This is a genomic window from Geodermatophilus sp. SYSU D00867, from assembly GCF_054050315.1.
The window spans coordinates 25,028-49,395 of record NZ_JBJGZC010000012.1 but is presented as its reverse complement, the minus strand read 5'-3'; the positions used below and the strand labels follow the sequence as shown (position 1 = coordinate 49,395).

The 24,368-nt window shown below is 75.8% G+C and carries 23 protein-coding genes; 15 read left to right on the top strand and 8 right to left on the bottom strand.

Annotation, left to right across the window (positions count from 1 at the left end):
- Positions 1-74 precede the first annotated feature (74 nt).
- Positions 75-3,062 (top strand): aminomethyl-transferring glycine dehydrogenase, encoded by a 2,988-nt coding sequence (gene gcvP, locus ACI8AK_RS13035; protein ID WP_456956558.1) that lies wholly within the window; start codon positions 75-77, stop codon positions 3,060-3,062.
- Positions 3,063-3,132: 70 nt separating this feature from the next.
- Here the strand turns inward: gcvP and ACI8AK_RS13030 are convergent, their stop codons facing one another.
- Positions 3,133-3,771: a DUF5701 family protein gene (locus ACI8AK_RS13030; protein ID WP_456956556.1), complete on the bottom strand. Its 639-nt coding sequence runs from the start codon at positions 3,769-3,771 to the stop codon at positions 3,133-3,135.
- 104 nt (positions 3,772-3,875) lie between these two features.
- On the opposite strand from ACI8AK_RS13030, the gene ACI8AK_RS13025 reads away from it, so the two are divergent.
- A complete protein-coding gene (locus ACI8AK_RS13025) occupies positions 3,876-4,694 on the top strand; it encodes a hypothetical protein (RefSeq protein WP_456956554.1) in 819 nt (272 codons plus the stop codon).
- Positions 4,695-4,761: 67 nt separating this feature from the next.
- On the opposite strand, the gene ACI8AK_RS13020 is transcribed toward ACI8AK_RS13025, so the two are convergent.
- Both ACI8AK_RS13020 and coaA read right to left on the bottom strand, forming a co-directional pair.
- Positions 4,762-4,965: a DUF5999 family protein gene (locus tag ACI8AK_RS13020; protein ID WP_387988181.1), complete on the bottom strand. Its 204-nt coding sequence runs from the start codon at positions 4,963-4,965 to the stop codon at positions 4,762-4,764.
- A 271-nt stretch (positions 4,966-5,236) separates the two neighbouring features.
- A complete protein-coding gene (gene coaA, locus ACI8AK_RS13015) occupies positions 5,237-6,190 on the bottom strand; it encodes a type I pantothenate kinase (RefSeq protein WP_456956552.1) in 954 nt (317 codons plus the stop codon).
- 121 nt (positions 6,191-6,311) lie between these two features.
- Between coaA and ACI8AK_RS13010 the strand changes: the two genes are divergently transcribed.
- Positions 6,312-7,115: a GNAT family N-acetyltransferase gene (locus tag ACI8AK_RS13010; RefSeq protein WP_456956550.1), complete on the top strand. Its 804-nt coding sequence runs from the start codon at positions 6,312-6,314 to the stop codon at positions 7,113-7,115.
- A 90-nt stretch (positions 7,116-7,205) separates the two neighbouring features.
- Here the strand turns inward: ACI8AK_RS13010 and ACI8AK_RS13005 are convergent, their stop codons facing one another.
- Positions 7,206-7,751 carry a YbhB/YbcL family Raf kinase inhibitor-like protein gene (locus ACI8AK_RS13005; RefSeq protein WP_456902464.1) on the bottom strand — a complete coding sequence of 182 codons (546 nt, stop codon included), beginning with the start codon at positions 7,749-7,751 and terminating at the stop codon, positions 7,206-7,208.
- A gap of 148 nt (positions 7,752-7,899) precedes the next feature.
- On the opposite strand from ACI8AK_RS13005, the gene ACI8AK_RS13000 reads away from it, so the two are divergent.
- Together ACI8AK_RS13000 and ACI8AK_RS12995 are read left to right on the top strand one after the other, a co-directional pair.
- Positions 7,900-8,631 (top strand): HAD family hydrolase, encoded by a 732-nt coding sequence (locus ACI8AK_RS13000; RefSeq protein ID WP_387988185.1) that lies wholly within the window; start codon positions 7,900-7,902, stop codon positions 8,629-8,631.
- A complete protein-coding gene (locus tag ACI8AK_RS12995; protein WP_387988186.1) occupies positions 8,628-11,009 on the top strand; it encodes a glycoside hydrolase family 65 protein in 2,382 nt (793 codons plus the stop codon). The genes ACI8AK_RS13000 and ACI8AK_RS12995 overlap by 4 nt, the downstream gene beginning before the upstream one ends.
- Here the strand turns inward: ACI8AK_RS12995 and ACI8AK_RS12990 are convergent.
- Complete coding sequence (locus ACI8AK_RS12990) at positions 11,006-11,707, bottom strand: M50 family metallopeptidase (RefSeq protein WP_387988187.1); 702 nt, start codon at positions 11,705-11,707, stop codon at positions 11,006-11,008. The genes ACI8AK_RS12995 and ACI8AK_RS12990 overlap by 4 nt on opposite strands.
- 185 nt (positions 11,708-11,892) lie before the next feature.
- Between ACI8AK_RS12990 and ACI8AK_RS12985 the strand changes: the two genes are divergently transcribed.
- Positions 11,893-12,495, top strand: a complete 603-nt coding sequence (locus tag ACI8AK_RS12985; protein WP_456956548.1) for an antibiotic biosynthesis monooxygenase — start codon at positions 11,893-11,895, stop codon at positions 12,493-12,495.
- 127 nt (positions 12,496-12,622) lie between these two features.
- Positions 12,623-13,270 carry a LysE family translocator gene (locus tag ACI8AK_RS12980; protein WP_456956546.1) on the top strand — a complete coding sequence of 216 codons (648 nt, stop codon included), beginning with the start codon at positions 12,623-12,625 and terminating at the stop codon, positions 13,268-13,270.
- A 183-nt stretch (positions 13,271-13,453) separates the two neighbouring features.
- Here the strand turns inward: ACI8AK_RS12980 and ACI8AK_RS12975 are convergent, their stop codons facing one another.
- Positions 13,454-15,409, bottom strand: a complete 1,956-nt coding sequence (locus tag ACI8AK_RS12975; RefSeq protein WP_456956544.1) for an MFS transporter — start codon at positions 15,407-15,409, stop codon at positions 13,454-13,456.
- Between the two features lie 670 nt (positions 15,410-16,079).
- Positions 16,080-16,937 carry an ABC transporter permease gene (locus tag ACI8AK_RS12970; RefSeq protein ID WP_387988191.1) on the bottom strand — a complete coding sequence of 286 codons (858 nt, stop codon included), beginning with the start codon at positions 16,935-16,937 and terminating at the stop codon, positions 16,080-16,082.
- Between the two features lie 70 nt (positions 16,938-17,007).
- On the opposite strand from ACI8AK_RS12970, the gene ACI8AK_RS12965 reads away from it, so the two are divergent.
- Entirely contained in the window at positions 17,008-17,961 is a 954-nt protein-coding gene (locus ACI8AK_RS12965; protein ID WP_387988192.1) for an ABC transporter permease, read from the top strand.
- A 524-nt stretch (positions 17,962-18,485) separates the two neighbouring features.
- Positions 18,486-18,725, top strand: a complete 240-nt coding sequence (locus tag ACI8AK_RS12960; RefSeq protein WP_387988193.1) for a hypothetical protein — start codon at positions 18,486-18,488, stop codon at positions 18,723-18,725.
- A 33-nt stretch (positions 18,726-18,758) separates the two neighbouring features.
- Here ACI8AK_RS12960 and ACI8AK_RS12955 read toward each other — a convergent pair whose 3' ends face one another.
- The gene (locus tag ACI8AK_RS12955) at positions 18,759-19,184 is read right to left on the bottom strand and encodes a hypothetical protein (RefSeq protein WP_387988194.1); all 426 of its coding nucleotides are present in this window, start codon (positions 19,182-19,184) and stop codon (positions 18,759-18,761) included.
- A 105-nt stretch (positions 19,185-19,289) separates the two neighbouring features.
- On the opposite strand from ACI8AK_RS12955, the gene ACI8AK_RS12950 reads away from it, so the two are divergent.
- The 6 genes from ACI8AK_RS12950 (at position 19,290) to ACI8AK_RS12925 (ending at position 24,365) form a co-directional block, all read left to right on the top strand.
- Positions 19,290-20,066, top strand: coding sequence for a glycerophosphodiester phosphodiesterase (locus ACI8AK_RS12950; protein WP_387988195.1), 777 nt, complete (start codon positions 19,290-19,292; stop codon positions 20,064-20,066).
- Positions 20,063-20,962, top strand: a complete 900-nt coding sequence (locus tag ACI8AK_RS12945) for a lysophospholipid acyltransferase family protein (RefSeq protein WP_456902995.1) — start codon at positions 20,063-20,065, stop codon at positions 20,960-20,962. The genes ACI8AK_RS12950 and ACI8AK_RS12945 overlap by 4 nt, the downstream gene beginning before the upstream one ends.
- Positions 20,963-21,008: 46 nt before the next feature.
- The gene (locus ACI8AK_RS12940) at positions 21,009-22,355 is read left to right on the top strand and encodes an MFS transporter (protein ID WP_456956542.1); all 1,347 of its coding nucleotides are present in this window, start codon (positions 21,009-21,011) and stop codon (positions 22,353-22,355) included.
- Complete coding sequence (locus ACI8AK_RS12935) at positions 22,352-23,095, top strand: thymidine kinase (protein WP_456956540.1); 744 nt, start codon at positions 22,352-22,354, stop codon at positions 23,093-23,095. Before ACI8AK_RS12940 ends, ACI8AK_RS12935 begins: the two co-directional genes overlap by 4 nt.
- 193 nt (positions 23,096-23,288) lie before the next feature.
- Complete coding sequence (locus tag ACI8AK_RS12930; protein WP_387988199.1) at positions 23,289-23,633, top strand: RNA polymerase-binding protein RbpA; 345 nt, start codon at positions 23,289-23,291, stop codon at positions 23,631-23,633.
- Between the two features lie 177 nt (positions 23,634-23,810).
- A complete protein-coding gene (locus ACI8AK_RS12925; protein WP_456956538.1) occupies positions 23,811-24,365 on the top strand; it encodes a dihydrofolate reductase family protein in 555 nt (184 codons plus the stop codon).
- Positions 24,366-24,368 lie beyond the last annotated feature (3 nt).

The following is a 24,368-nucleotide window of genomic DNA, read 5'->3' as shown; positions in this document are numbered from 1 at the left end:
CGGGGGAACGCCCCGCCCGGCGGCCGTGGGCGGTCCGCCGTTCCCGCGCGGGAGGCGCTGGTAGCGTCGTGGCAGTGGCGGACGCTGCTCACTCCCTCCCGTCGTTGCGCTCCCTGAGCCCCGCGGGTTCCTTCGCCGGCCGGCACATCGGCCCCCGGGCGGACGAGACCGCCGCGATGCTCGAGGCCGTCGGCCACGACTCGCTGCAGTCGCTGGTCGACGCCACCGTCCCCGAGGCGGTGCGCGACCGCGACGAGCTCTCGCTGCCCCCGGCCGCCGACGAGGCCACCGTGCTCGCCGAGCTGCGCGAGCGGGCCGCGGCCAACCAGGTCACCGTCCCGATGATCGGGCTGGGCTACTCCGGCACGGTCACCCCGGCGGTCATCCAGCGCAACGTGCTGGAGAACCCCGCCTGGTACACCGCCTACACGCCCTACCAGCCCGAGATCAGCCAGGGCCGGCTCGAGGCGCTGCTGAACTTCCAGACGATGGTCGCCGACCTCACCGGCCTGCCCGTCGCCGGCGCGTCGATGCTGGACGAGGCCACCGCCGCGGCCGAGGCGATGACGCTGGTGCGCCGCGCCGGGCGCGCGAAGCCCGACGCGGTGTTCGTCGTCGACGCCGACACGCTGCCGCAGACCCTCGCGGTGCTGCAGACCCGCGCCGAGCCGCTGGGCATCCGGCTGCACGTCGCCGACCTGTCCGCCGGCTGGCCGGCCGACCTGCCCGAGGCCGGCGCGTTCGGCGTGCTGGTGTCCTACCCGGGCGCCAGCGGCGCGGTCCGCGACCACCGGGCGCTGGCCGACGCCGCGCACGCCGCCGGCGCGGCCGTCGTCGTCGCCGCCGACGTCCTGGCGCTCACCCTGCTCGAGGCGCCGGGCGAGTGGGGTGCCGACGTCGCCTGCGGCAGCACGCAGCGCTTCGGGGTCCCGCTGGGCTACGGCGGCCCGCACGCCGGCTACCTGTCGGTGCGCGAGGGCCTGGCCCGGCAGCTGCCCGGGCGGCTGGTCGGGGTGTCGGTCGACGCCGACGGCGACGTCGCCTACCGGCTGGCGCTGCAGACCCGCGAGCAGCACATCCGCCGGGAGAAGGCGACCAGCAACATCTGCACCGCGCAGGTGCTGCTCGCCGTCATGGCCGGCGCCTACGCCGTCTACCACGGGGCCGAGGGGCTGACCGCGATCGCCGCCCGGGTGCACCGCAGCGCGCTGGCGCTGGCCGGGTGGCTGCGCGCCGGCGGCGTCGAGGTCGTCCACGACGCGTTCTTCGACACCGTGCAGGCCCGCGTCCCCGGCCGGGCCGACGAGGTGGTCGCCGCCGCCGCGGCCCGGCGGATCGACCTGCGCCGGGTCGACGCCGACACCGTCGCCGTCGCCTGCGACGAGACGACGACGCCGGAGGTGCTGCGCCGGGTGGCCGAGGCGTTCGGCGTCGCCGCGGACGGGTCCGCCCTCGACGACGACGGCCCGGACGCGCTGCCCGCCGCCCTGCGCCGGCGCACCCCGTTCCTCACCCACCCGGTCTTCTCCGCGCACCGCTCGGAGACGGCGATGATGCGCTACCTGCGCTCGCTGTCGGACAAGGACCTGGCGCTGGACCGCACGATGATCCCGCTGGGCTCGTGCACCATGAAGCTCAACTCCGCCGTCGAGATGGCCGCGATCACCTGGCCGGAGTTCGCCGGGCTGCACCCCTTCGCCCCGGCCGAGCGGGCGCGCGGCTACCGGCAGCTGATCGACGAGCTGTGCACCTGGCTGGCCGAGATCACCGGGTACGCCGCGGTGAGCGTGCAGCCCAACGCCGGCTCGCAGGGCGAGTTCGCCGGGCTGCTGGCGATCCGCGGCTACCACGCCTCCCGCGGCGAGTCGCACCGCGACGTCTGCCTGATCCCCAGCTCCGCGCACGGCACCAACGCCGCCAGCGCGGTGATGGCCGGGATGCGGGTGGTCGTGGTGGCCTGCGACGAGGCCGGCAACGTCGACGTCGCCGACCTGCGCACCAAGATCGACCAGCACGCCGAGCGGCTGGCCGCCATCATGATCACCTACCCGTCGACGCACGGGGTGTTCGAGACCGAGGTCCGCGAGATCTGCGCCGCGGTGCACGACGCCGGCGGGCAGGTGTACGTCGACGGCGCCAACCTCAACGCGATGGTCGGGCTGGCGCGGCCGGGCCGGTTCGGCTCCGACGTCAGCCACCTCAACCTCCACAAGACCTTCTGCATCCCGCACGGCGGCGGCGGGCCCGGCGTCGGGCCGATCGGCGTCCGGGAGCACCTGGTGCCGTTCCTGCCGGGCCACCCGCTGGCCGACACCGGCGGCTCCGGCCCGGCCGTGTCGGCCGCGCCGTGGGGGTCGGCCGGGATCCTGCCGATCTCGTGGGCCTACCTGCGGCTGATGGGCCCCGACGGGCTGCGGCGGGCCACCGAGCACGCGGTGCTGGGCGCCAACTACCTCGCCGCCCGGCTGCGCGAGCACTTCCCGGTGCTCTACACCGGCGCGGGCGGGCTGGTCGCCCACGAGTGCATCCTCGACATCCGGCCGCTGACGCGGGCCACCGGCATCACCAACGACGACATCGCCAAGCGGCTGGTCGACTTCGGCTTCCACGCGCCGACGATGAGCTTCCCGGTGGCCGGCACGCTGATGGTCGAGCCGACCGAGAGCGAGGACAAGGCCGAGCTCGACCGGTTCGTCGAGGCGATGGTGACCATCCGCGGGGAGATCGAGCGGGTCGCGTCGGGGGAGTACGACAAGGCGGACAACCCGCTGCGCAACGCCCCGCACACGCTGAAGATGCTCGCCGGGGACTGGGATCGGCCCTATCCGCGCGGCGCGGCGGTGTTCCCGGTGCCCTCGCTGGTCACCCGCGGCTACCTGTCGCCGGTGCGCCGGATCGACCAGGCCTTCGGCGACCGCAACCTGGTCTGCTCCTGCCCGCCGCCGGAGGCCTTCGCCGAGCCGGAGCCGGCGCACGCGCCGCGGACGCACGTGCCCGACCGCGGCGAGGGCGCCCCCGACGACCTGGGCACCACCGCCGACGTGGTGGGCGCCCAGGCCTAGTCGGAGGACCGCGCCGCAGGGTCCCGGGCCTCGCACGCCCGGCCCGGGACCCGGCAGCGGGGCCGTCCCCTCACGTCACCGGGGTGCGGCCGGCGGCGGAGGCGATGCCCAGCCAGGTGTGCCGGTTGCCCGCCCAGCACCAGCCGACCTTCGCCGTGCCCCGCCGCTCGGGGCCGTCGCGGCCGGTGCCGTTGCTGATCCACAGCGCCGGGGTGCGGGCGTCCAGCGACCCGTCGGCCCGCCGCAGCCGGGAGCCGACGGTCATCGTGCAGGCGTTGCGCTCCAGCAGGTCCGGGCACTGCAGCAGCCAGGTCAGCCCCTCGGTCACCGTCAGCGGGCTCCGGCCGGCGGCGCGGATGCGGGGCAGCGACTCGTCCGGCGTGCAGTTGCGGAACCCGTCGCCGCGCTCGGGGACGGAGAGGGCGTAGACGTCGGCGGGCGGGGCGGCGTCCTCCAGCGGGGCGAAGGCGTCGAGGTCGGTCAGGTCCACGACGACGAACACCGGCCGGTCCCGCCAGGACACCAGCTCCACCAGGGCGCCGGCCGGCAGCAGCGACGGCGCGAGGACGAGCAGGCCGTCGTCCGGGACGCCCGCCGCCAGCGCGCGCAGCTCGGTCGCCGACAGGCCCGCGCGCTCGTGGGCGCCGGCGGCGACCAGCCGCTCGGCCTGCTCGGCGGGGGCGGGGAGGGAGAGCAGGGCGGTCGGCACGGGGGCACCTCCGGCGACGGTGACGGACGGCGGACCAACGGCTCGGGGCGCGGTCCGGTTCCGACCCCTCGACGCCGCTCCCCGGCGAGGGGGACCATCACCGCATGGCGGGAAGGACGCGACGGGTGCGGCGGACGGCGTGCGCGGGGGTGCTGGCCTGCGGGGCGGCGCTGCTCGCGGCGTGCGGGGGGACCGGGGAGCAGACGGCCGGGCCCGAGGACGTGAGCCCGGCGGCGGCCACCGAGGAGGCCCCCGACCCCACCCCTGCCGAGGATCCCGGCACGCCCGGGGAGACGCCGGCCGCCGGCGACCTCGGGGACCGGCTGCTGCCCGCCGAGGCGTTCGGCCCGGACGCGTCCGTCGTCCGGCTCGGCGACGACGACGGCGACGGCTGGGGCTGGGGTCGGGGCTGGGGCGGCTGGCACGACCGCGACGACGACGGCGAGCACGACGGCCCGCCCGAGGGGGTGAGCGTGGAGCCCGCGGCGTGCGCCGACGTGCTGGAGGCGCTGCCGCAGCCCGCCGACGACGCGGCCGACCCGGTGGTCGCGGCGCAGGTCGCCCGCAGCGACGAGGTGCGCACCTACCAGGTGCTGGCCGAGTCGCCGGAGCTCACCGGCCTGACGCTGCCGGTCGACGAGCTGCTGGGCGCCTGCTCGTCGGTGACGGTCAGTGCTCCGTGGGGCCTCGACGCCACGGTGCGGCTCGCGCCCCTGGACCTGCCCGCGGTCGGCGGCGAGAGCGCCGGCCTGCAGGTCACGGTCGAGGGGTGGGGCGACACGGTCACCAAGCTGGTCGGTGTCGCCGTCGACGGGTCGCGCGGGCTGCTCCTCGCGCAGTCCGCGGGGCCCGGGGACCCGGCGCCCGACACCGCGGCCTTCGCCGGCCTGTTCGGCGACGCCGGGGCGGCGGCCTTCGACTGAGCCCGCGAACGTCCGGGCGCCCGTCCCCGCGAGGGGGACGGGCGCCCGGTCGTTCCGGGGGCTCCCGCTACGCGCGGACCAGCCCGGCGGTCCGCCACTGGTGGTGGTCGGCGACGGCGCTGCCGTCGGGGAGCAGCTCGCCGTCGTCGTCGAAGAGGACGACGCCGTTGCACAGCAGGCTCCAGCCCTGCTCCGGGTGGCTGCTCACGACGACCGCGAGGTCACGCGCGTCGGTGGCGGCGTCGGGGCAGGGGGTGGGGTGTACGCACATCGGGAGGACTCCGGATCGGGCCGGCGGCGGGACCGCCGACATCACTGACGGTGAGTGTCCGGTGACCGGACGCCTCCGAGTGTGCGCCGACCCGGGGGCGGTGTCAGGTGACGAACCTCACCACCTGACCCGATCGGGTCGTCAGTCCTCGCCATGGCGACAACCGCGGCGGTGGGCGGACCATGCGCGCCGCCCCGCCGGCCGTTCAACCGTTATCCCCAACTCAGCCACCACGTGAGCGGTTCGGGACGGACGCCGTGAGGGGGAGGCGTCAGAGCTTGCGCAGCAGCACCCGGCGCACCGAGTGGTCGGCCGCCTTCTGCAGCACCAGCCGGGCGCGCGAGCGGGTGGGGGCGATGTTCTGCCGCAGGTTGGGGCCGTTGACCGCGGCCCAGATCGACAGCGCGGTGGCGCGGGCGTCGTCGTCGCTGAGGTCGGCGTAGCGGTGGAAGTAGGCGGAGGTGTCGGCGAAGGCGGTGCGCCGCAGGGCGAGGAACCGCTCGACGTACCACTGCTGGATGTCGGCCTCGGCGGCGTCGACGTAGACGGAGAAGTCGAAGAAGTCCGAGAGGAACACCTCCGGCACCCGGCCGTCGTCGCGGCGGCCGGCCTGCAGCACGTTGAGCCCCTCGAGCACGAGGACGTCGGGCCGGTCGACCACCTGCCGCCGGCCGGGCAGCACGTCGTAGGACTGGTGGGAGTAGACCGGCGCGCTGACCTCGCCGCGGCCGGACTTCACGTCGGCGAGGAAGCGGATGAGCGCGCGCCGGTCGTAGCTCTCGGGGAAGCCCTTGCGGGCCATGAGGCCGCGGGCCTCGAGGACGGAGTTGGGCCACAGGAAGCCGTCGGTGGTGACCAGGTCGACCCGTGGGGAGCCGGGGGCGGCGGCCAGCAGGGTCTGCAGCAGCCGGGCGGTGGTGCTCTTGCCGACGGCGACGCTGCCGGCGACCGCGATGACGTAGGGGACCTTGGCGGTGGTGTCGCCGAGGAACCGGTTGCGCGCCGCCCACAGCCGCTGGCTGGCGGTGACGTGCAGGTTGAGCAGCTCGGCCAGGGGCAGGTAGACGGTGGCGACCTCGTCGAGGTCGATGCGGTCGCCCAGGCTGCGCAGCGCGCGCAGGTCGGCCTCGTCCAGGGGCAGGGTGCGGGTGGCGGCCAGCGACCGCCACGTGTCGCGGTCGAACGCCGCGTAGGGCGAGATCGAGGGGCGGGTCCCGGCCGTCACGGGTCCATCGTGCCGCCCGGGTGCGCGGCCCCTCGCCGCCGGGTCACCCGCCGGGGTGGGGGACGGGCCCCGGGCGGCCTCGGGCAGCGCCGTCCCGGGTGTCCGCGTCTAGGGTGCCGGTGTGCCGACGCGTCCCGTACTGCTCGACCGCGTCGAGCAGTACGCCGTCGCCGCGTCCCTGCCCGACGCCCCGCCGGTCGCCGCCGGCCCGCTCGAGGTCCCGATCGGCCCGCCCGCCTGGCCGTTCCCGGCCCGCCCGCGCCCGGGCACCCGCGAGGTCACCGGGGACGACGTCCGCGCCGCGGTCGCGCTGCAGGAGGAGGCGGGGCTGCCGGCCGCCGTCGAGTGGGTGGTCGAGCGGACGCCGACGCTGGGCGCCGCCGCCCGCGAGGCCGGGCTGCTGGTCACCGAGTTCCCGCTGCTGGTCGCCGACGAGCCGGTCGAGCTGCTGCTCCCGCACGGGGTGCGGCTGTACCTGGTCGGCGGCGAGGACCCGCGGCTGCCGCACTACCAGCACCTGCTGGAGAGCGGCTTCGCCCCCCACGTGAAGGGCGGCGCGGGGCTGCTGGACGACCCCGGCCCGCCGGACGAGGCGCGCACCGCCGTCCTGCGCGAGCGGGTGGCCACCGGGCGCACCGTGGTGATGGTCGCCGTCGAGGACGGCGAGCCGGTCGCCGTGGGCGCGCACCAGCCGGTCGACGTCGACGGCGCCGAGATCAGCGAGGTGGTCGGCGTGGCCAGCTCACCGCGCCGCCGCGGCCGCGGGGTGGGCGCGGCGCTGGCCTCGGCGCTGGTCGCCCAGGCCCGGGAGACCGCGGAGCTGGTGTTCCTCACCGCCGGGGACGACGACGTCGCCCGGGTGTACGAGCGGGTGGGCTTCGCCTGGCTCGGCTCGACCGGCGTCGCCGCCCGCCCGCCGGCCTGAGCCGCCGCGGGGCGCCCGGGGCGACTCCGGCCGGCCGAGATCCCCCGGGTCCCGGACGCCCCCGCGGGCGGCCGGCCGGTCCCGGACCGGTCAGTCCTGGACGTAGACGGGCACCAGCACGGCGCGCGCCAGCGTGTGGCCGAAGAGGTTGAAGCCGTGGAAGGCGGGGCTGGCGTCGTCGGGCACGCCCATGTCCTCGACGTCGAGGGCGTGCACCACGGTGAAGTAGCGGTGCGGGCCGTGACCGGCCGGGGGAGCGGCGCCGACGTAGCCGCGGAAGCCGGCGTCGTTGCGCAGCTGCCGGGCGCCCGCCGGCAGCTGCGCGCCGTCCCGGCTGCCGGCCCCGGCGGGCAGCTCGGTGACGTCGGCGGGGATGCCGGTGACGACCCAGTGCCAGAAGCCGGAGGCGGTGGGCGCGTCGGGGTCGTAGACGGTGACCGCGAACCCCTTGGTCTCCTCGGGGAAGCCGGACCAGGACAGCTGCGGGGAGTGGTCCTCGCCGCCGGCGCCCATGACGCCGCTGACGTGCGGCATCGGCAGCACCTCGCCGTCGGTGACGTCGGTGCTGGTGACGGTGAACGACGGGACGGGCGGCAGGAAGTCGTAGGGGCTCGGGGGTTGGGGCCGGTCGGCCATCGGGGTCCTCTCGTCGGGCGGACGGGGCGGCCGCTGCCGTCCCGGCGCCGACCCTAGGCAGCGGGTCCGCGCCGCGCGCCCCGGACGGGACGGGCCCCCGCGTGATCTCGACGGGTCGCCGGGGACCGGCCTGGGTAGCGTCCGCAGCGTGCTCGGACTCCCCGACGGCATCCGTGCCTGCCTCTTCGACATGGACGGCGTGCTCACCCGCACCGCCACCGTGCACATGGCCGCCTGGAAGCGGACCTTCGACGAGTTCCTCCGCGCACGGGAGCCGCAGGCGCCGGAGTTCACCCAGCTCGACTACAACCGCTACGTCGACGGCAAGCCGCGCGCCGACGGCGTCCGCGACTTCCTCGCCAGCCGCGGCGTCACGCTGCCCGAGGGCTCCCCGCAGGACCCGCCGGACGCGCCGACGGTGCACGGCATCGGCCGGCGCAAGAACGAGCTGCTGCTCGCCGAGCTCGAGGAGCACGGCGTCGAGGTCTACCCCGGGTCGATCGCCTACCTGCGCGCGGCCAAGGAGGCGGGCCTGCGCACCGCGGTGGTCACCGCCTCGGCCAACGGCGAGCAGGTCATCGCCGCCGGCGGCTTCGCCGACCTCATAGACGCCCGCGTCGACGGCGTGGTGACCGCGCGGGAGGGGCTGCGCGGCAAGCCCGCCCCCGACACGTTCCTGGCCGGCGCCCGCGCGCTGGGCGTCGAACCGTCGGCCGCCGCGGTGTTCGAGGACGCGCTGGCCGGCGTCGCGGCCGGGCGGGCGGGGCACTTCGGCTTCGTCGTCGGCGTCGACCGGGTCGGGCAGGCCGACGGGCTCAAGGAGAACGGCGCCGACGTCGTCGTGACCGACCTCGACCAGCTGCTGGAGGACCGCACGTGACCGAGGGGAGAGCGACCTTCCCGGTCGAGCCGTGGTCGCTGACCGAGATCGGCCTGGACCACTCGTCGCTGGGCGTGCACGAGTCGGTGTTCGCGCTCGCCAACGGGCACATCGGGCTGCGCGGCTCGTTCGAGGAGGGCGAGCCGGTCGTCGTCCCCGGCACCTACCTCAACGGCTTCTTCGAGGAGCGGCCGCTGCCCTACGCCGAGGCCGGCTACGGCTTCCCCGAGCAGGGGCAGACCGTCGTCAACGTGACCGACGGCAAGCTGGTCCGGCTGCTGGTGGGCGACACCCCGCTGGACCTGGACTACGGCGAGATCGTCGAGCACCGCCGGAGCCTGGACCTGCGCCGCGGCGTGCTGCGCCGGGTCACCGAGTGGCGCTCGCCCAACGGCCGCACGGTGCGGGTGACCAGCACCCGGCTGGTCTCGCTGCGCCGCCGCTCGATCGCCGCGATCGAGTACCAGGTCGAGTGCACCGACGACCGGGGCGACCTCTACATCGCGCTGCAGTCGGACCTGCTGGCCAACGAGCCGGTCGACAGCGGCAGCGAGGGCGACGACCCGCGCGCCGCGGCGGCGCTGCGCCGGCCGCTGGTCAACGAGCTCAGCGTCGCCCGGGGGCAGCGCGCGGTCATGGTGCACGCCACCCGGCGCAGCAGGCTGCGGATGGCCGCGGGGATGGACCACGTCGTCGACGTGCCCGACACCGCCACCGAGGACATGGAGGCCGGCGAGGACCTGGCCCGCTACACGCTGGCCGCGCGGCTGCCCGGCCGCGGGTCGGGCGTGAAGCTGGTCAAGTACCTCGCCTACGGCTGGTCCTCGCGGCGGTCCGCGGCGGCGCTGCGCGACCAGGTGGAGGGCGCGCTGGCCACGGCCAAGCTGGCCGGCTTCGCCCGGCTGGCCGACGAGCAGCGGCAGGTCCTCGACGAGTTCTGGGCGGGGGCCGACGTCGAGGTCGAGGGCGACGACGAGCTGCAGCAGGCCGTCCGGGTCGGTGTCTTCCACCTGCTGCAGGCGGGCCTGCGCGCCGAGCGGCAGCCCATCCCGGCCAAGGGGCTGACCGGCCCCGGCTACGACGGGCACACCTTCTGGGACACCGAGACCTACGTGCTGCCGGTGCTCACCTACATCGCCCCGCACGCCGCCCGCGACGCGCTGCACTGGCGGTACTCGACCCTGGACAAGGCCCGGGCGCGGGCCCGCGTGCTGGGCCTGCACGGCGCGGCCTTCCCGTGGCGGACGATCCGCGGCGAGGAGACCTCCGGGTACTGGCCGGCCGGGACGGCGGCCTTCCACATCAACGCCGACATCGCCGACGCCGTCGTCCGGTACCTGCACGCCACCGGGGACGAGGAGTTCGACCGCGACTTCGGCGCGGAGCTGCTGATCGAGACCGCCCGGCTGTGGGCGTCGCTCGGCCACTTCGACGAGGAGCACGGCTTCCGCATCGACGGCGTCACCGGGCCCGACGAGTACACCGCCGTGGTGGACAACAACGTCTACACGAACCTCATGGCGCAGCGGAACCTGCGCGAGGCGGCCGCGGCGGTCGACCGGCAGCCCGACGTCGCCGGCCGGCTGGAGGTCACCGAGGACGAGGTGGAGACCTGGCGGCGGGCCGCGCGGCTGATGGCCGTGCCCTACGACACCCGGCTGGGCGTGCACATGCAGTCCGACGCCTTCACCCACCACGAGGAGTGGGACTTCGCGAACACGCCGCCGCAGTGCTACCCGCTGCTGCTGCACTACCCGTACTTCGACATCTACCGCAAGCAGGTGGTCAAGCAGGCCGACCTGGTGATGGCCCTGCACCTGCGCGGGGACGCGTTCACCTTCGAGGAGAAGGTCGCCGACTTCGCCTACTACGAGGCCCGCACGGTGCGGGACTCCTCGCTGTCGGCCGCGCAGCAGGCGGTGGTGGCCGCCGAGACCGGGCACCTGGAGCTGGCCTACGACTACTGGGCGGAGGCCGCGCTCACCGACCTGCAGAACCTGCACGGCAACTCCGGGCACGGCCTGCACATCGCCTCGATGGCCGGCGGGTGGACGGTCGCCGTCGCCGGGTTCGGCGGCATGCGCGACCACGACGGGCACCTGCTGTTCGCGCCGCGGCTGCCCGAGCGGATCACCCGGCTGCGCTTCCGGCTGGCCTACCAGGGCCGCGTCCTGCAGGTCACCGTGACCAAGGAGCAGGCCACCTACCGGCTGCTCGACGGCGACCCGCTCGACGTGCACCACCACGGCCGCCGGGTGACCGTCGACCACGAGGACCTGGTGGTCGACGTCCCGCCGGCGCCCGACACCGGGAAGGTCGTCCAGCCGCACGGCGCCGAGCCGCGGCGGCGCAGCCCGTACTCCTCCCAGGGGCGCTAGAGGAGCAGCCACCGGACGGCGAGGCCGAGCGCGGCCAGGTCGACCAGCAGGAACACGCCCACCCACAGCAGCGCGGGCAGCCGGGTGAGGCGGGCCAGCTGGTCGGCGTCGGAGTCCGGCGCGGCCCGCCGCCGGCGCGCGCCCTGCAGCTCGAGCACGGTGCGCGGCGCGGCCAGCAGCAGGAACCAGGTGACCGCGGCGGCGACGGCGGCCTGCCCGGCCGGTGGCAGCCACGCGGTGACGGCGGCCAGGCCCGCGCCGGTGACCAGCACCGCCCACAGGCCGTAGAGGTTGCGGATCTGCAGCAGCAGGAGCGCGAGCAGGGCCAGCAGCGCCCACAGCACCCCGACGGCGTGCCCGGCCGCGAGCAGCGCGGCGGCGCCCAGCCCGAACAGCCCCGGCCCGACGTAGCCGGCCGCGCAGGTGAGCACCATCCCCGCGCCGGTGGGCCGCCCCCGGGACACGGTGAGCCCCGAGGTGTCCGAGTGCAGCCGGATGCCGGCCAGCCGGCGGCCGGTGGCCAGCGCGGCCAGGCCGTGCGCGCCCTCGTGGGCGATGGTGACGACGGTCCGCGCCGGCCGCCACAGCGCGGGGGCGGCCACGACGAGCAGCGCGACGGCGGCGGCCCCGGCCAGGACCGTGGGCGGCAGGGGCGCCTCGGCCGTCACGCGGGTCCACAGGCGGTCGACGGCGTCCATCCCGGCGAGTCAACCGCACGCGGCCGGCAGGACCCGGGAGGCCGCCGAACCGCCGTGTCGTCCGTTATCCCCAACTAATCGGCGCACCAGGTGGTGGTCCGGCCGGGGGAGGGGAGCGGCGAGGGCGGGACAGATCACGCCCGGACGGCCTGCGCGGCCCGCCGGTGGCCGCCGATCCTGGCGGTATGACGACGTCGCTCCCGGTCGCCGCCGCACGCCTCCCGGTCACCGTCTCCTTCACCCGCCGGGCCGATCCGTCGCACACCCGGGAGATGACGGCGTGGATCCGGGCCGGCATGACGATGGCCGAGTCCTTCCCGGGCTTCCTCGGCGCCGGGTGGGTGCGACCGCGCGGCGGCTCGGACGAGTGGTACATGCTCTGCCGCTTCGCCGACCAGGAGGCGCTCGACGCCTGGGAGGCCTCGGCGGAGCGCGCCTGGTGGCTGCGCTCGGCGGAGGGGCTGGCCGAGGTGACCCGCACCGAGCGCCGCACCGGTATCGAGGGCTGGTTCGACCAGCCGGTCAGCACGGAGGTCGCCACTCCTGCCGGGCCGCCGGCGCCGCCGCGGTGGAAGCAGGCGACGACGATCTGGCTGGTCTTCTACCCGCTCAACCTGCTGGCCACGGTGACCCTCGGGGCGCTGCTGGCCGACGTGCCCGTGGCGCTGCGGGTGCTGGTCGTGACGCTGGCGCTCACCGCGGTGATGACCTACCTGCTGCTGCCGTGGATCACCCGCCGGCTCGAGTGGTGGCTGCACGGCCGGCTCTGGCGCGACCGCCGGCGCTGAGCGGCCGGAGGCCCGCGCCGTCCTCCAGTTGCCCGTTATCCCCAACTACCCGCATCTCAGACGGCTGGGCACGACCGGACGGGGAAAAACCAGCGACGCCGGGAGGGGCCCCTGCCACGCTGGCCGGGTGGACGTCCCGGCGCTGCTGCTCGCGCTGCCCGCCTTCCTGGGTGCGGTGCTGCTGATCGCCGCGACCCCGGGACCGGCCGTCGCGCTCGTCGTGCGCCGGGCGGCCCTGCGGGGGAGCGCCGCCGCGGTGCCGACGGTGCTGGGGCTCGAGGCCGGGCTGTTCGTCTGGGCGCTGCTGGCCGGCGCAGGGGTCGCGGCCGCGGTCGCCGCGTCCGAGGCCGGCTTCCTCGTCCTGCGGGCCGTCGGGGCGGCGGTGCTGCTGTGGCTGGGCGGCCGGGCGCTGTGGCGGGCGCTGCGCGCCGGTCCCGTGGAGGAGCCCGGCGCCGCGGCGGGGCCGGTGCGCCGGCGCTGGGGTGGCGCCTTCGCCGAGGGGCTGCTGGTGCAGCTGGCCAACCCGAAGCTGGCCGTCTTCATGATCGCCTTCTACCCGCAGTTCGTCCCGGCCGGCAGCTCCCCGCTGGTGACCGCCGCGCTGCTGGGGTTGCTGCAGGTCACCGTCGAGACGGCGCTGTACCTGGGGCTGGCGGCCGGCGTCGGCCGGGCCGGCAGCTGGTTCCGGCGTCCCCGGGTGCGCCGTGGGCTGGACGCCACCTCCGGCGCGGTGCTCGTGGGTCTAGGCGTGCGGGTGGCGGCCGCCTCCCGCTGAGGGCGGGACGGGGGGGGGGGGGGGGGGGGGGGGGGGGGGGGGGGGGGGGGGGGGGGGGGGGGGGTGGGGGGGGGGGGGGGCGGGGGGGGGGGGGGGGGGGGGGGGGCGGCCCCGCCCCCCCCCCCCCCGCCGCCCCGCCCCCCCCCCCCCCCCCCCCCCCCCCCCCCCGCCGTGCGGCAGTGCTCAAGCGTCCGTGCGCTGCAGGGCCGCCAGCTCCCGGGCCACCATCTCCTCGTGCGCCTGCTCGTCCTGGCGTGCCCGGCGCGGGCTCCACCGGCCGGCCATCACGAAGACGAACGGCAGGAAGAGCACCTGCCCGGCGACGCACACCCACCACCAGCGCTGCCACTGGTGCGGGTTCTCCTCGGCGGCAGTGGCGACCTCGTCGCCGTGGGCCGCGAGGTAGGCGAGGTCGTCGGCCGGGATCGCGGAGTTGGCGTCGGTGAGCACCGTCGCGTAGCGCTGCACGAGCGCGAGGTCGGCCTGCACCGCCGGGTCGCCGAGGCCGACCAGCAGCTGGGTGGCGGTGCCGGCGTCGACGCCGAGGGCCTGCGCGATCTGCCCGACGGCGGCCGCACCGGCCGCGGCGTCGGCCGGGTCCTCCTGCAGCGCGGCCAGCGTGGCCGGGTCGACCGCCTGGGCGGCGGCCAGTTGCGGCGCCCGGTTCCGCACCGCCTCGGAGACCGCGGCGGCCTCGTCGGCGCCGGCGCCCTGCTGGGTGGCCACGGCGCCGAGGGCGGTGGCCAGCGCGTCGACGTCGGTGGGGTCCGCGGCCAGCGCCTCGGACGCCTCCGGCGGGACGGCCGACAGGACGGCGACCTCCTGCGGGTGCGCCTCGACGATCTCGGTGACCCGCGACCCCTGGTCGACCAGCACCGAGGTGGCCGGCACGACGAGGGTGAAGACCGCCAGCGACGCCGTCACCACGATCCGCAGCAGCCAGCCCCAGATGGCCAGGCCGGTCGCCGTCGCGGCCGGGTTGTGCCGCTCGACGGTCTCGGTGAACGAGGCCATCCAGGCGACGTAGGCCATGCCGCCGCCGGCCGCCGACAGGATGAAGTAGACCGCGATCGTGTAGTAGCCGGTCTCCGGCTCCGTGGCCGACAGCGCGAACAGCACCGAGCCCACCAGGCCGACGAGCGTCCCGACGACCATGAACGGCTTGCGCACCCGGAACCGGTCGGTGAGCACGCCGGTGACCACCAGCGCGATCGCGTTGGTCACCCAGTACCAGTTGGCCAGGGCGTTGGCGCGCTGCTCGGAGTAGCCGAACACGGTGGCGAAGTAGACGACCGCGAAGCCGACGAGGATGTAGTAGAGCAGCAGGAAGATGCTGATGGCGAAGGCCGACCCGACGACGTCGAAGCGCAGCACCTGCCGCCAGTGGCCCTTGAGCGCCTGCTCGGTGTCCAGGCCGCGGGCCCGAGCCTCGACCAGCGCGCGGTCGCGCATGCTGACCATGAGCTGGTCGCGCAGGGCGGGGGAGAGCTCACGCAGCCCGACCAGCGCGACGAGGAAGACGACCAGGCCGGCGACGCCGCAGACGTAGAACTGCCAGCGCCAGTCGGGGTGGTCGTCGAGGGTGTTGCTGGACACCGTGGTGACCACGAGGCTGCCCAGCACCGGGCCGAGGGTCCAGAAGCCCATGGCGACCCCGCGGCCGACCTGCGGGGAGAAGTCGCGGATCAGCGCGGGGGTGGCCACCAGCACGACGCCCTCGACGAAGCTCAGCACCGCGAACAGCACGGTGAAGGCCGTCTTGCCCGGCGCGTGCGGCAGGCCCACCAGCAGGATCAGGCCGGTGATCAGCAGGCCGCCGACGACGAGGTTGGCGCGGCCCCAGCGGTCGGCGAGCCCGGCGAACAGCGAGGCGAAGGCGCCGACCAGGTTGCCGATGACGGAGACGAAGACGTAGCCGGTGAACGAGTAGCCGAGCTCGGCGATGATCTGCGTCGCGACGGCACCGCCGACGTAGAGCTCGTAGTACAGGACCACCGTGGCCAGCACGGTGATCCCCAGGTACAGCGACCGGGGGCCGGTGTCGGGGTAGCGGTCGAGCTTGCGGTCCCACAGCCGGCGCAGGCCCCCACCGCGGGGCGGTGTGGGCGTCTCGCTCGGTCGGACGTCGGTAGCGGTCACGTGCGGTCCCTTCCCGGCGCAGCGCCGAGCACGGGGAGGAGACGGCCCGGTCGGGCCGCCGGTGTGGCGCGGAGCACACCGGCGCGGAACGTAGTGGCGGACTGTTGCAGGCGTCAACGGAACCGCCGGGTGCCGTCACCGGACCGTGACCGGTGGCTGTCGACCCGTTATCCCGAACTACTTGTCAAGAAGGAAGACGAAACACAAGAGAACAACGAGGTAAAGGGTCCGGGGACAGGGGCGGAGGGAGTGCCCTTGCGAGGGCCGTGACCGCCGGCCGTCATGTGCGGACCGGGGAGCCCTCGCGGGGGCGGCCGACACGCCGTCGGGGTTCGCGGCCCCGGGGTCGTGGCCGGGTGAGACTGTCCGCCGCCGGTGTCCTGCCCGGGCAGGGCACCGGCGGCGCGGCCTCGCAGGCGCCGGCGGACGCTCGCGCGGCCCCGGGCCGAGGCGCACTCCGGGAGGCCGATGGCGGAGAGGCACCGTTGTCCGTTATCCCCAACAAAAAACGATATCGTTCACAGGAAGACCGGAGAACAGTTGCAGGGCAGGGTCCTGTCGCTGTAGGGGTCCTCGGGCTTCCCGCGGCAACGGGGGAGGGCGGTGCGGCACTCCGGGGGCCGCACCCGGTGCCCGGTACGGGGGCCGGGAGCCGACCGGGGGAGCGGGCTCAGTGCTCGCGGGCGGTCCGGCCGGCCGCGCGCAGGCCCTCGCCGAGGAGGACGAAGGCGGCCACCGCGACGACGAGCACGAGGCTCGGCGCGACGAGGGCGTGCGGCGCCCGGGACGCCGCCTCGCCGCCCTGCTGCAGCAGGATGCCCCAGGACTCGGTGGGCCGCTGCAGCCCGACGCCGGCGAAGGTCAGCACCGCCTCGGCGGAGACGAGGACGCCCGCGTAGGCGCTGGCGAACACCAGCAGCGGGCGGACGGCGTCGGGCAGCACGTGCCGGAGGACCAGCCGCAGCGGCCCGGTGCCCAGGGCGCGCGCCGCGGTGACGTACTCGAGCGCCAGGACCTGCCGGGTGCCGGCCCGCACGACGCGCACCATCGGCGGCCAGCTGAACACCGTGAGCACCGCGACGACCTGCCACACCCCGCGCCGGTCGGTCGCGCTGAGCAGGACGACGCCGCCGAGCACGAGCGGGATGCCCGACCAGACGTCGGTGAGCCGGGAGACGACGCCGTCGACCCAGCCGCCGGCCGCGCCGGCCAGCGTCCCCAGCACGACGGCGAGCAGGCCGCTGAGCACGATGACGGCGACGGCCAGCAGCAGCGACGTCCGCGCGCCGTACATCGTCTTGGCGAGCAGGTCGCAGCCGAACAGGTCGAACCCGAAGGGGTGGTCCCAGGACGGCGCGACCAGGGAGTCGGCCAGGTCGCAGGAGCGGGGGTCGGCGTCGGTGAAGGCGCCGGGCGCCAGCGCCGTCGCGGCGAGCAGCCCCAGCACGGCGACGGCGACGACCAGCGGTGCGTTCCAGCGCCCCGCCGCCGGACGGACCTCCGGGGGGTCGGGGGACGAGGACGGCACCGGCGGAGTCTGACCGAGCGGGTGCCACGGCGTCGACCGGGATGATCACCGTCCTGCCACGATGTCGCCCGTGGTCGCGTTCGCCGCCCGCCGGTCCGGGCAGATGCTGCTCAGCCTGTGGGCGGCGGTGACCCTGGTGTTCGTCGCCGTGACGCAACTGCCCGGGGACCCGGTGCGGGCGCTGTTCGGCTTCCAGCCGCCGCCCCCCGCCCTCTACGCCCGCATCCGCAGCGAGTACCGCCTCGACGAGCCCCTGCCGGTCCAGTACGGCCTCTACCTGCGCGACCTGCTGACCGGCGACTGGGGCCGCGGGCTGCCCGCTCTCCGGGGCGACGCCGTGGTGCCCGGGCCGGCCGTCCTCGACGTCGTCGCCGCGACCGCGCCGGTGAGTGCGACCCTGCTCGCCGGCGCGGTCGTCGTCCAGCTCGTGGTGGGCGTCGTCGCCGGCGCGCTGGCCACGAGCGGGCGGTGGGCGGGCGCGGGCGTCGCCGCGGCGGCCACGGTGCTGGTGGGCACGCCGGTCGTCGTGGCGGCGTACCTGCTGCACTTCGTCTTCGTCTCCGAGCTCGGCTGGGCGCCGTTCCACGGGCGCACGGGGGAGCCGGCGGCCTACATCCTGCCCGTGCTCGCCCTGGCGGCGCTGTCGACCGGCTACGTCGCCCTCATCACCCGGGCTGAGGTCGGGGACACCCTGCGGGCGCCGTTCGTCCAGGCCGCGCGCGGCCGCGGGCTGTCGCCGTCCCGGGTCGTCGGCGTGCACGCGCTGCGGCCGGCGCTGACGCCGGTGGTGACGTTCGTGGCCGCGAACCTGGGTCAGCTGTTCGTGGGGCTGATCGTCGTCGAGGGCGTCTTCGGCATGCCCGGGGTCGGGGCGGCGATCCTGGGCGCGATCGAGGCGCACGACCGGGCGCTGCTGGTCGGGCTCACCACGGTCGTCATCGCCGCGGTCATCGTGGCGAACGCGGTCGCCGACGTCGCCGCGGCGGCGGTCGACCCGCGGGTGCGGCTGGGCCCGGCGACCTGATCAGGGGCGTGGGGAGCGGGCCCTCGCCACGGTGGTTGACATAATGTGCATTATCGGCGGTGGTTCGGAGCGCCGGAGAGGGGGTGCCCGGACGGCCGGCCGGGCCTCGATCCGGCTGTCGGGCCTGCCCGCTGACGACGGGTCGTCCCGTGCGCCGACGGGTGGCTCGTGCCGCCGCGTCGGGTCGCCGGTTCCCACGACGCCGCGCCGGCCACACCTGGGCGTTCCCCTCGGTCCGCGTGTCCCGACCCGGCGCCACTGTGCCGCACCCGACGCCGCTCGCTCACCTGCCGACCACCCGACCGTCGACCACCCGACCGCCTCGGTCCGGTCCGGCCGGGTCCCCGACGCGGCCCGCCGACCCTCCGGGTCCCGGTCGACCGCCGATCCGGGGCCCCGATCCGGCCGGCGCCCCCTCCCTCCCCACCCACCGACACCTCCGTCATTCCGTCACTGTGACGTTATGCCGGTGGTGTCGGCGCTTCGACGGGCGCCCGGCCAGGTGCCTGCTTAGGGTCGAGGACATGGAACTCCGACGCCCGATCGCCGCACTCATGACCGCGCTGGCGCTGTTCGGAGGCGGCGCGACGCTCACCGCCTGCAACGCGGCCGGGCAGGACCAGAACGACGGCACCACCGACGACAGCGAGAACACCAGCGGCAACGACCCGTCCGGCGAGTCGCAGGACAACCTGCCGGACAACAGCAACCCGGACCAGGACGCGCCCGAGGACCAGGACGACGACACCCAGGACCCGGACTGACCCGCCGCTGACGGGCCGGCCCGGGCGGCGGGATCAGCCCGCGGCGCGCTCGGAGACCCAGAGCTTGTCGAGCCGGCCCGTCGAGTGCACCAGGTCGGCCAGGGACCGCTCGAGCTCGGCCTTGGTGTGCCGCTCGCCGAGCAGCGTCTGGACGTCCTCGAGCGCGCAGCGCAGCTGGAACAGGCGGTCCTGCAGCCCGTCGAGCTCGGCGCGGCGCACGAGGACGACGTCGTCGGAGAGGCCGGCCTTGGCGACCGCCGTGCGCTGCTCGTACGCGCGCTGCCGGCAGCCCTGGCCGCAGTACATCCGCGGGCGGCCGACCGAGCCACCCTGGGGCAGCACCCGCCGGCACCACCCGCAGCGCCGTTCAGCCCCGCTCCCCTGCCGTCCCGTCGTCGTGTCCGCCTTCCCTGCCGTCCCGTCCGTCCCGACCACGCGGTCGGCGTGCTGCTTGCCCACGCCGGGCACGCTAGACGCCGCCACCGACAGTCCCGGCGGACACGCCCGACCCGCCGGGAGAAGGGGCTGGTGAGCGCGTCGGAGCCGCCGGTTAGCGTGTCGCCCGTGCCTCCTGCCCGGTTCGCCTTCCTCGACGCGCCGGCGCCGTTGGCGATGGCGCACCGCGGCGGGGCGATCGAGCACCTGGAGAACTCCATGCCGGCCTTCGAGGCCTGCGTGAAGATGGGCTACCGGTACATCGAGACCGACGTGCGGGTGACCGCCGACGGCGTGGTCGTCGTCTTCCACGACCCGGCGCTGGACCGGGTCACCGACCGCACCGGCCGCATCGAGCAGCTGCCGTGGTCGGAGGTCGCCGCCGCCCGCATCGGCGGCCGGGAGCCGATCCTGCGGCTGGAGGAGCTGCTCGGCGCCTGGCCCGACGTCCGGTTCAACCTCGACATCAAGGCCGCCGGCGTGCTCGCGCCGCTGGTGCGCGTGCTGCGCCGGATGGACGTCCTCGACCGGGTCTGCCTGGCCTCGTTCTCCGACGCGCGCGTCGCGGCCGCCCGGCGCCTGCTGGGCCCGAGCGTGTGCACGTCGCTGGGTCCGCGGGGCGTGGCGGCGCTGCGGCTGTCCTCCTACTCCCCCCGCGCGGCCGGGCTGGTGCGCGTGCAGGCCGGCTGCGCCCAGGTGCCGCTGCAGCTCGGCGGCCGGGCGCTGGTCGACGAGCGGTTCCTCGCCGCCGCGCACGCCCGCGGCCTGCAGGTCCACGTGTGGACCGTGGACACCGCGGAGGAAGCGACGGCGATGCTCGAGCTCGGCGTGGACGGGATCATGACCGACCGCCCGGCCATGCTGAAGGAGATCCTCGAGGCGCGCGGCCAGTGGGTGGGCCGGTGAGCGGGTGGCTCGAGCGGCTGGCCACGGGGGTGAGGGAGTGGCGGCCGACCCCGCCGCCGCTGCCCGACCACCTGGAGGCCGTCCTGCACGACGGCGACCCCGAGTGGTTCGCCCGTGAGCTGGCCATCGCCGCCGCGCCGCCGTGGGACGTGTGGCTGCTCCTGCTGCGCCGGTTCTCCTGGCTGGTCGACCTGTTCGGCCGGGTGGAGGTCACCGGGTGCATCCCCGAGGAGCTGCGCCGCGGGCCGCTGCTGCTGGCGGCCAACCACGTCGGCGACTTCGACCCGTTCGTGATCGCCGTCGCGCTGCACCGGCTGGGCGTGGTGCCGCGGATCATGGCCACCGGCGGGATCATCTCCGCGCCGGTCGTGGGGCCGCTGCTGGAGCGCGCCGGCGGCATCCGGGTGGAGCGCGGCACCGAGGTCGCCCGGCACGCGGTGCGGGTCACCGAGGTGGCGCTGGTGCACGGCGGGCACGTCGTCGCCTATCCCGAGGGGCGGGTGGGGCTGGCGCCCGACGGGTGGCCCGAGCGCGGCCGCACCGGGATGGCGCGCCTGGCCCTCGGCGTCGGGGTGCCGGTGATCCCGGTCAGCCAGTGGGGCGCGCAGGAGGTGCTGCAGTACGGCAACGACTGGGGGAAGCTGCGCACGCTGGCCCGCTCGCTGGTGCAGCGGCCGGTGCTGCGGGTGCACGTCGGCCCGCCGGTGTACCTGGAGGACCTGCGCCTGGGCCGGGTGGGCGACGCCAACCGGGCGCGGACGCGGATCGCCGCGGCGATCACCCGCGGGCTGGTGCCGCTGCGCGCGGCCAGCCGGCCGCTGCACCCGGACCCCACCCGCCCGACCGACGGCGCCGCGGCGTTCCCCGGCGGCGTCGTGCCCCCTGACATCCCGTGACCCCCCGGTGCTGGAACGGACGGGGCCGGGCTGACACCCTGCGCGCGTGACCGCCCCTCACGTCGACGCCGCGCAACCCGTCGACCGCGCCCTGCGCCGCGAGCGCTTCGGTTGGTACTCCTACGACTGGGCGATGTCGGTGTTCAACACCAGCGTCACCACGGTCTTCCTGGGCCCGTACCTGACCACCGTCGCCGAGGACGCCGTCGGCGCCGACGGCCGGCTGCCCTTCCTCGGGCTGTCCATCCCGCCGGGCAGCTGGTTCTCCTACGTGCTGTCGTTCTCCGTGGTCCTGCAGGTCGTCGTGCTGCCGCTCACCGGCGCCGTCGCCGACCGCACCGGGCGCAAGCGGCAGCTGCTCGGCGGGCTGGCGCTGCTCGGGGCGCTGGCCGCGACCTGCCTGTTCTTCGTCGCCGACGGCCGCTACCTGCTGGGCGCGGGGCTGTTCGTCGTCGCCAACGTGGCCTTCGGCGCGGCGACGGTCGTCTACTACTCGTGGCTGCCCGACCTCGCCGGCCCCGACGAGCGCGACGCGGTGTCCAGCCGCGGGTGGGCGTTCGGGTACGTCGGCGGGGCGCTGCTGCTGGCCGTGCACCTGGGGCTGTTCCTCGGCGCGGAGTCCCTGGGGCTGACCAGCGGCGAGGCGGTGCGCATCTGCCTGGCCACGGCGGGGCTGTGGTGGGGGCTGTTCACCCTGGTCACCGTCTCGCTGCTGCGCGACCGGCCGCCGGTCGCCGGGCACGGCGGCGCCACCAGCGGCTTCCGGCAGCTGGCCGCCACGCTGCGCGGGATGCGGGCGTTCCCGCTCACGCTGTGGTTCCTCGGCGCGTACCTGCTGTTCAACGACGGCGTGCAGACGGTGATCTCGCTGTCGGCCACCTACGCCAGCGAGGAGCTGGGGCTGTCCCAGTCGGTGCTCACCGGCGCGATCCTCATGGTCCAGGTGGTCGCCGTGTTCGGGGCGCTGGGCCTGGGCCGGGTGGCGGCCCGCTACGGCGCCAAGCGGACCGTGCTGGGCTGCCTGGTCGCCTGGACGGCGGTGCTGGTGGCGGCGTACTGGCTGCAGGAGGGCGCGGTCGCGCAGTTCTACGCGCTGGCCGCGGTGATCGGGCTGGTGCAGGGCGGCACGCAGGCGCTGTCCCGGTCGCTGTTCAGCCACCTCATCCCGGCCGGCCGGGAGGCGGAGTACTACAGCTTCTACGAGATCAGCGACCGCGGGACCAGCTGGCTGGGGCCGCTGGCGTTCGGTCTGACGTACCAGCTCACCGGCTCCTACCGGTACGCGATCATCAGCCTGGTGGTGTTCTTCGTCGCCGGGTTCCTGCTGCTGCTGCGGCTGCCGATGCGCCGGGCCGTGCAGGCCGCGGGCAACACCCCGCCGGAGCGGCTGTGAGCGACCCGTCCCTCACGCCGGCGTCGGTCCCGGCGGCCGGGGACCGGCGGCGCGCCCCAGCCCCGGCGCACCTGCGGTTCTTCCACGGGCCGATGGACTGCGGGAAGTCCACGCTGGCGCTGCAGGTCGACCACAACCAGAGCCGGCAGGGCCGCTCGGGGCTGCTACTCACCCAGGGTGACCGGTCGGCGCGGCCGCGGATCAGCTCCCGGGTGGGGCTGTGCCGCGACGCCGTCGAGGTCGACCCGGGCACCGACCTGCTGCTGCTGGTGCGCAGCCACTGGGCCGACGGGCGGCGGGTGGACTACCTGATCGTCGACGAGGCGCAGTTCCTCACCCCCGGGCAGGTGGACCAGCTCGCCGAGCTCGTCGACGCCTCGCACGTCGACGTCTACGCCTTCGGGCTGACCACCGACTTCCGCGCGCGGCTGTTCCCGGGCACGCAGCGGCTGCTCGAGGTCGCCGACGACGTGCAGCGGATCCAGGTCGAGGTGCTGTGCTGGTGCGGGCTGCCCGGGCTGCTCAACGCCCGGGTCGTCGACGGGCAGATGGTGCGCGAGGGCGCCACCGTCGTCGTCGCCGACACCGCGCCCACCCCGGCCCCGGGTGAGGCGGAGGGCGCCGGGGTGGGCCCGGAGCCCGGCCCGGAGGTGCACTACCAGGTGCTGTGCCGGCGGCACCACGTGCTCGGCCAGCTGGGCCCGACCGCGACGGGCCCGGGGCAGCTCGCCCTCCCCTGAGCCGGCCGCTCTCCCCCGGCCGAGGGGGTCGCGCGTGGCCCAATACCACCCCATGCGATGATGGGGAACCGACTCAGCGGAATCTCTCCGCGAAATCCGCCGTTGGTCTCTTTCGACACCCTCCCGCAGTGGGTACCCCCTGCCGCGACGAGGAGTCCTGACCGACACCACCAGCACGAGAGGACGGTGTGCCATGGGCGAGCGTTCCCTGCGGGGCAGCCGACTGGGCAGCGTGAGCTACGAGACCGAGCGGAACACCGCGCCGATCGAGCGGCAGTACGTCGAGTACAAGTGCCCCTCGGGTCACCAGTTCACCGTCCCCTTCGCGGACGACGCCGAGGTGCCCGACACCTGGGAGTGCAAGTTCGACGGCTCCTCGGCCAAGCTGGTCGGCGGCTCCGAGCCGGCGCCCAAGAAGGTCAAGCCGCCGCGGACGCACTGGGACATGCTGCTCGAGCGGCGCTCCGTCGAGGACCTCGAGGAGGTCCTGGCCGAGCGTCTCGAGGTGCTGCGCGGCCGGCGGACCCGCGCCAGCTGAGGAAGGACCCGCCTCCCCACCGCTCGCGAGCGCGCGGCGGGCCCCGGGAGGCGGGCCGTTCCAGGACCGTCGACGGCCCCGGTGGGACTCCCCACCGGGGCCGTTCCGCGTCCGGGGACCGATGAGTCGCCGCCCCTCCCCCGGTCTGCCCCGCAGGACCCGACCGAGGAGGACCCCGTGGCGCACCTGATCGCCGGCATGACCACGTCCCTGGACGGCTACACCGCCGACCCCGAGGGGGACTTCGGCATGCTGTACGCCGACCTCGGCACCCCGGCCGGCGAGGAGTACCTGGCGGCGTCCCAGGCCGAGACCGGCGCGGTGCTCATGGGCCGGCGCACCTACGACGGCGCGCCCGACCCCGACTCCTACGCCGACGACTACGAGTACCAGGTGCCGATCGTCGTCCTGACCTCGCACCCGCCGGCGACCCCGCCGCGGCGCAACGACCGGCTGTGGGTCACCTTCTGCGGCGACCTCCGCGAGGCCGTGGACACCGCCCGCGAGCTGGCCGGCGAGAAGGCGGTCACCGTCGTCGGCGGGGCCGACCTCAACCGCCAGCTGATCGACGCCGGCCTGTTCGACGAGCTGCGCGTCGACGTCGTGCCGGTGCTGCTCGGCGGCGGCCTGCGGGCCTTCGACGGCGTCGCCCGCGGCCGGCTGGAGGTCGTCGGCGTCGAGCGGGTGGGCGAGCGCACCTGCCTGCGGTTCCGGCCCCTCCGGCGGGACTGAACG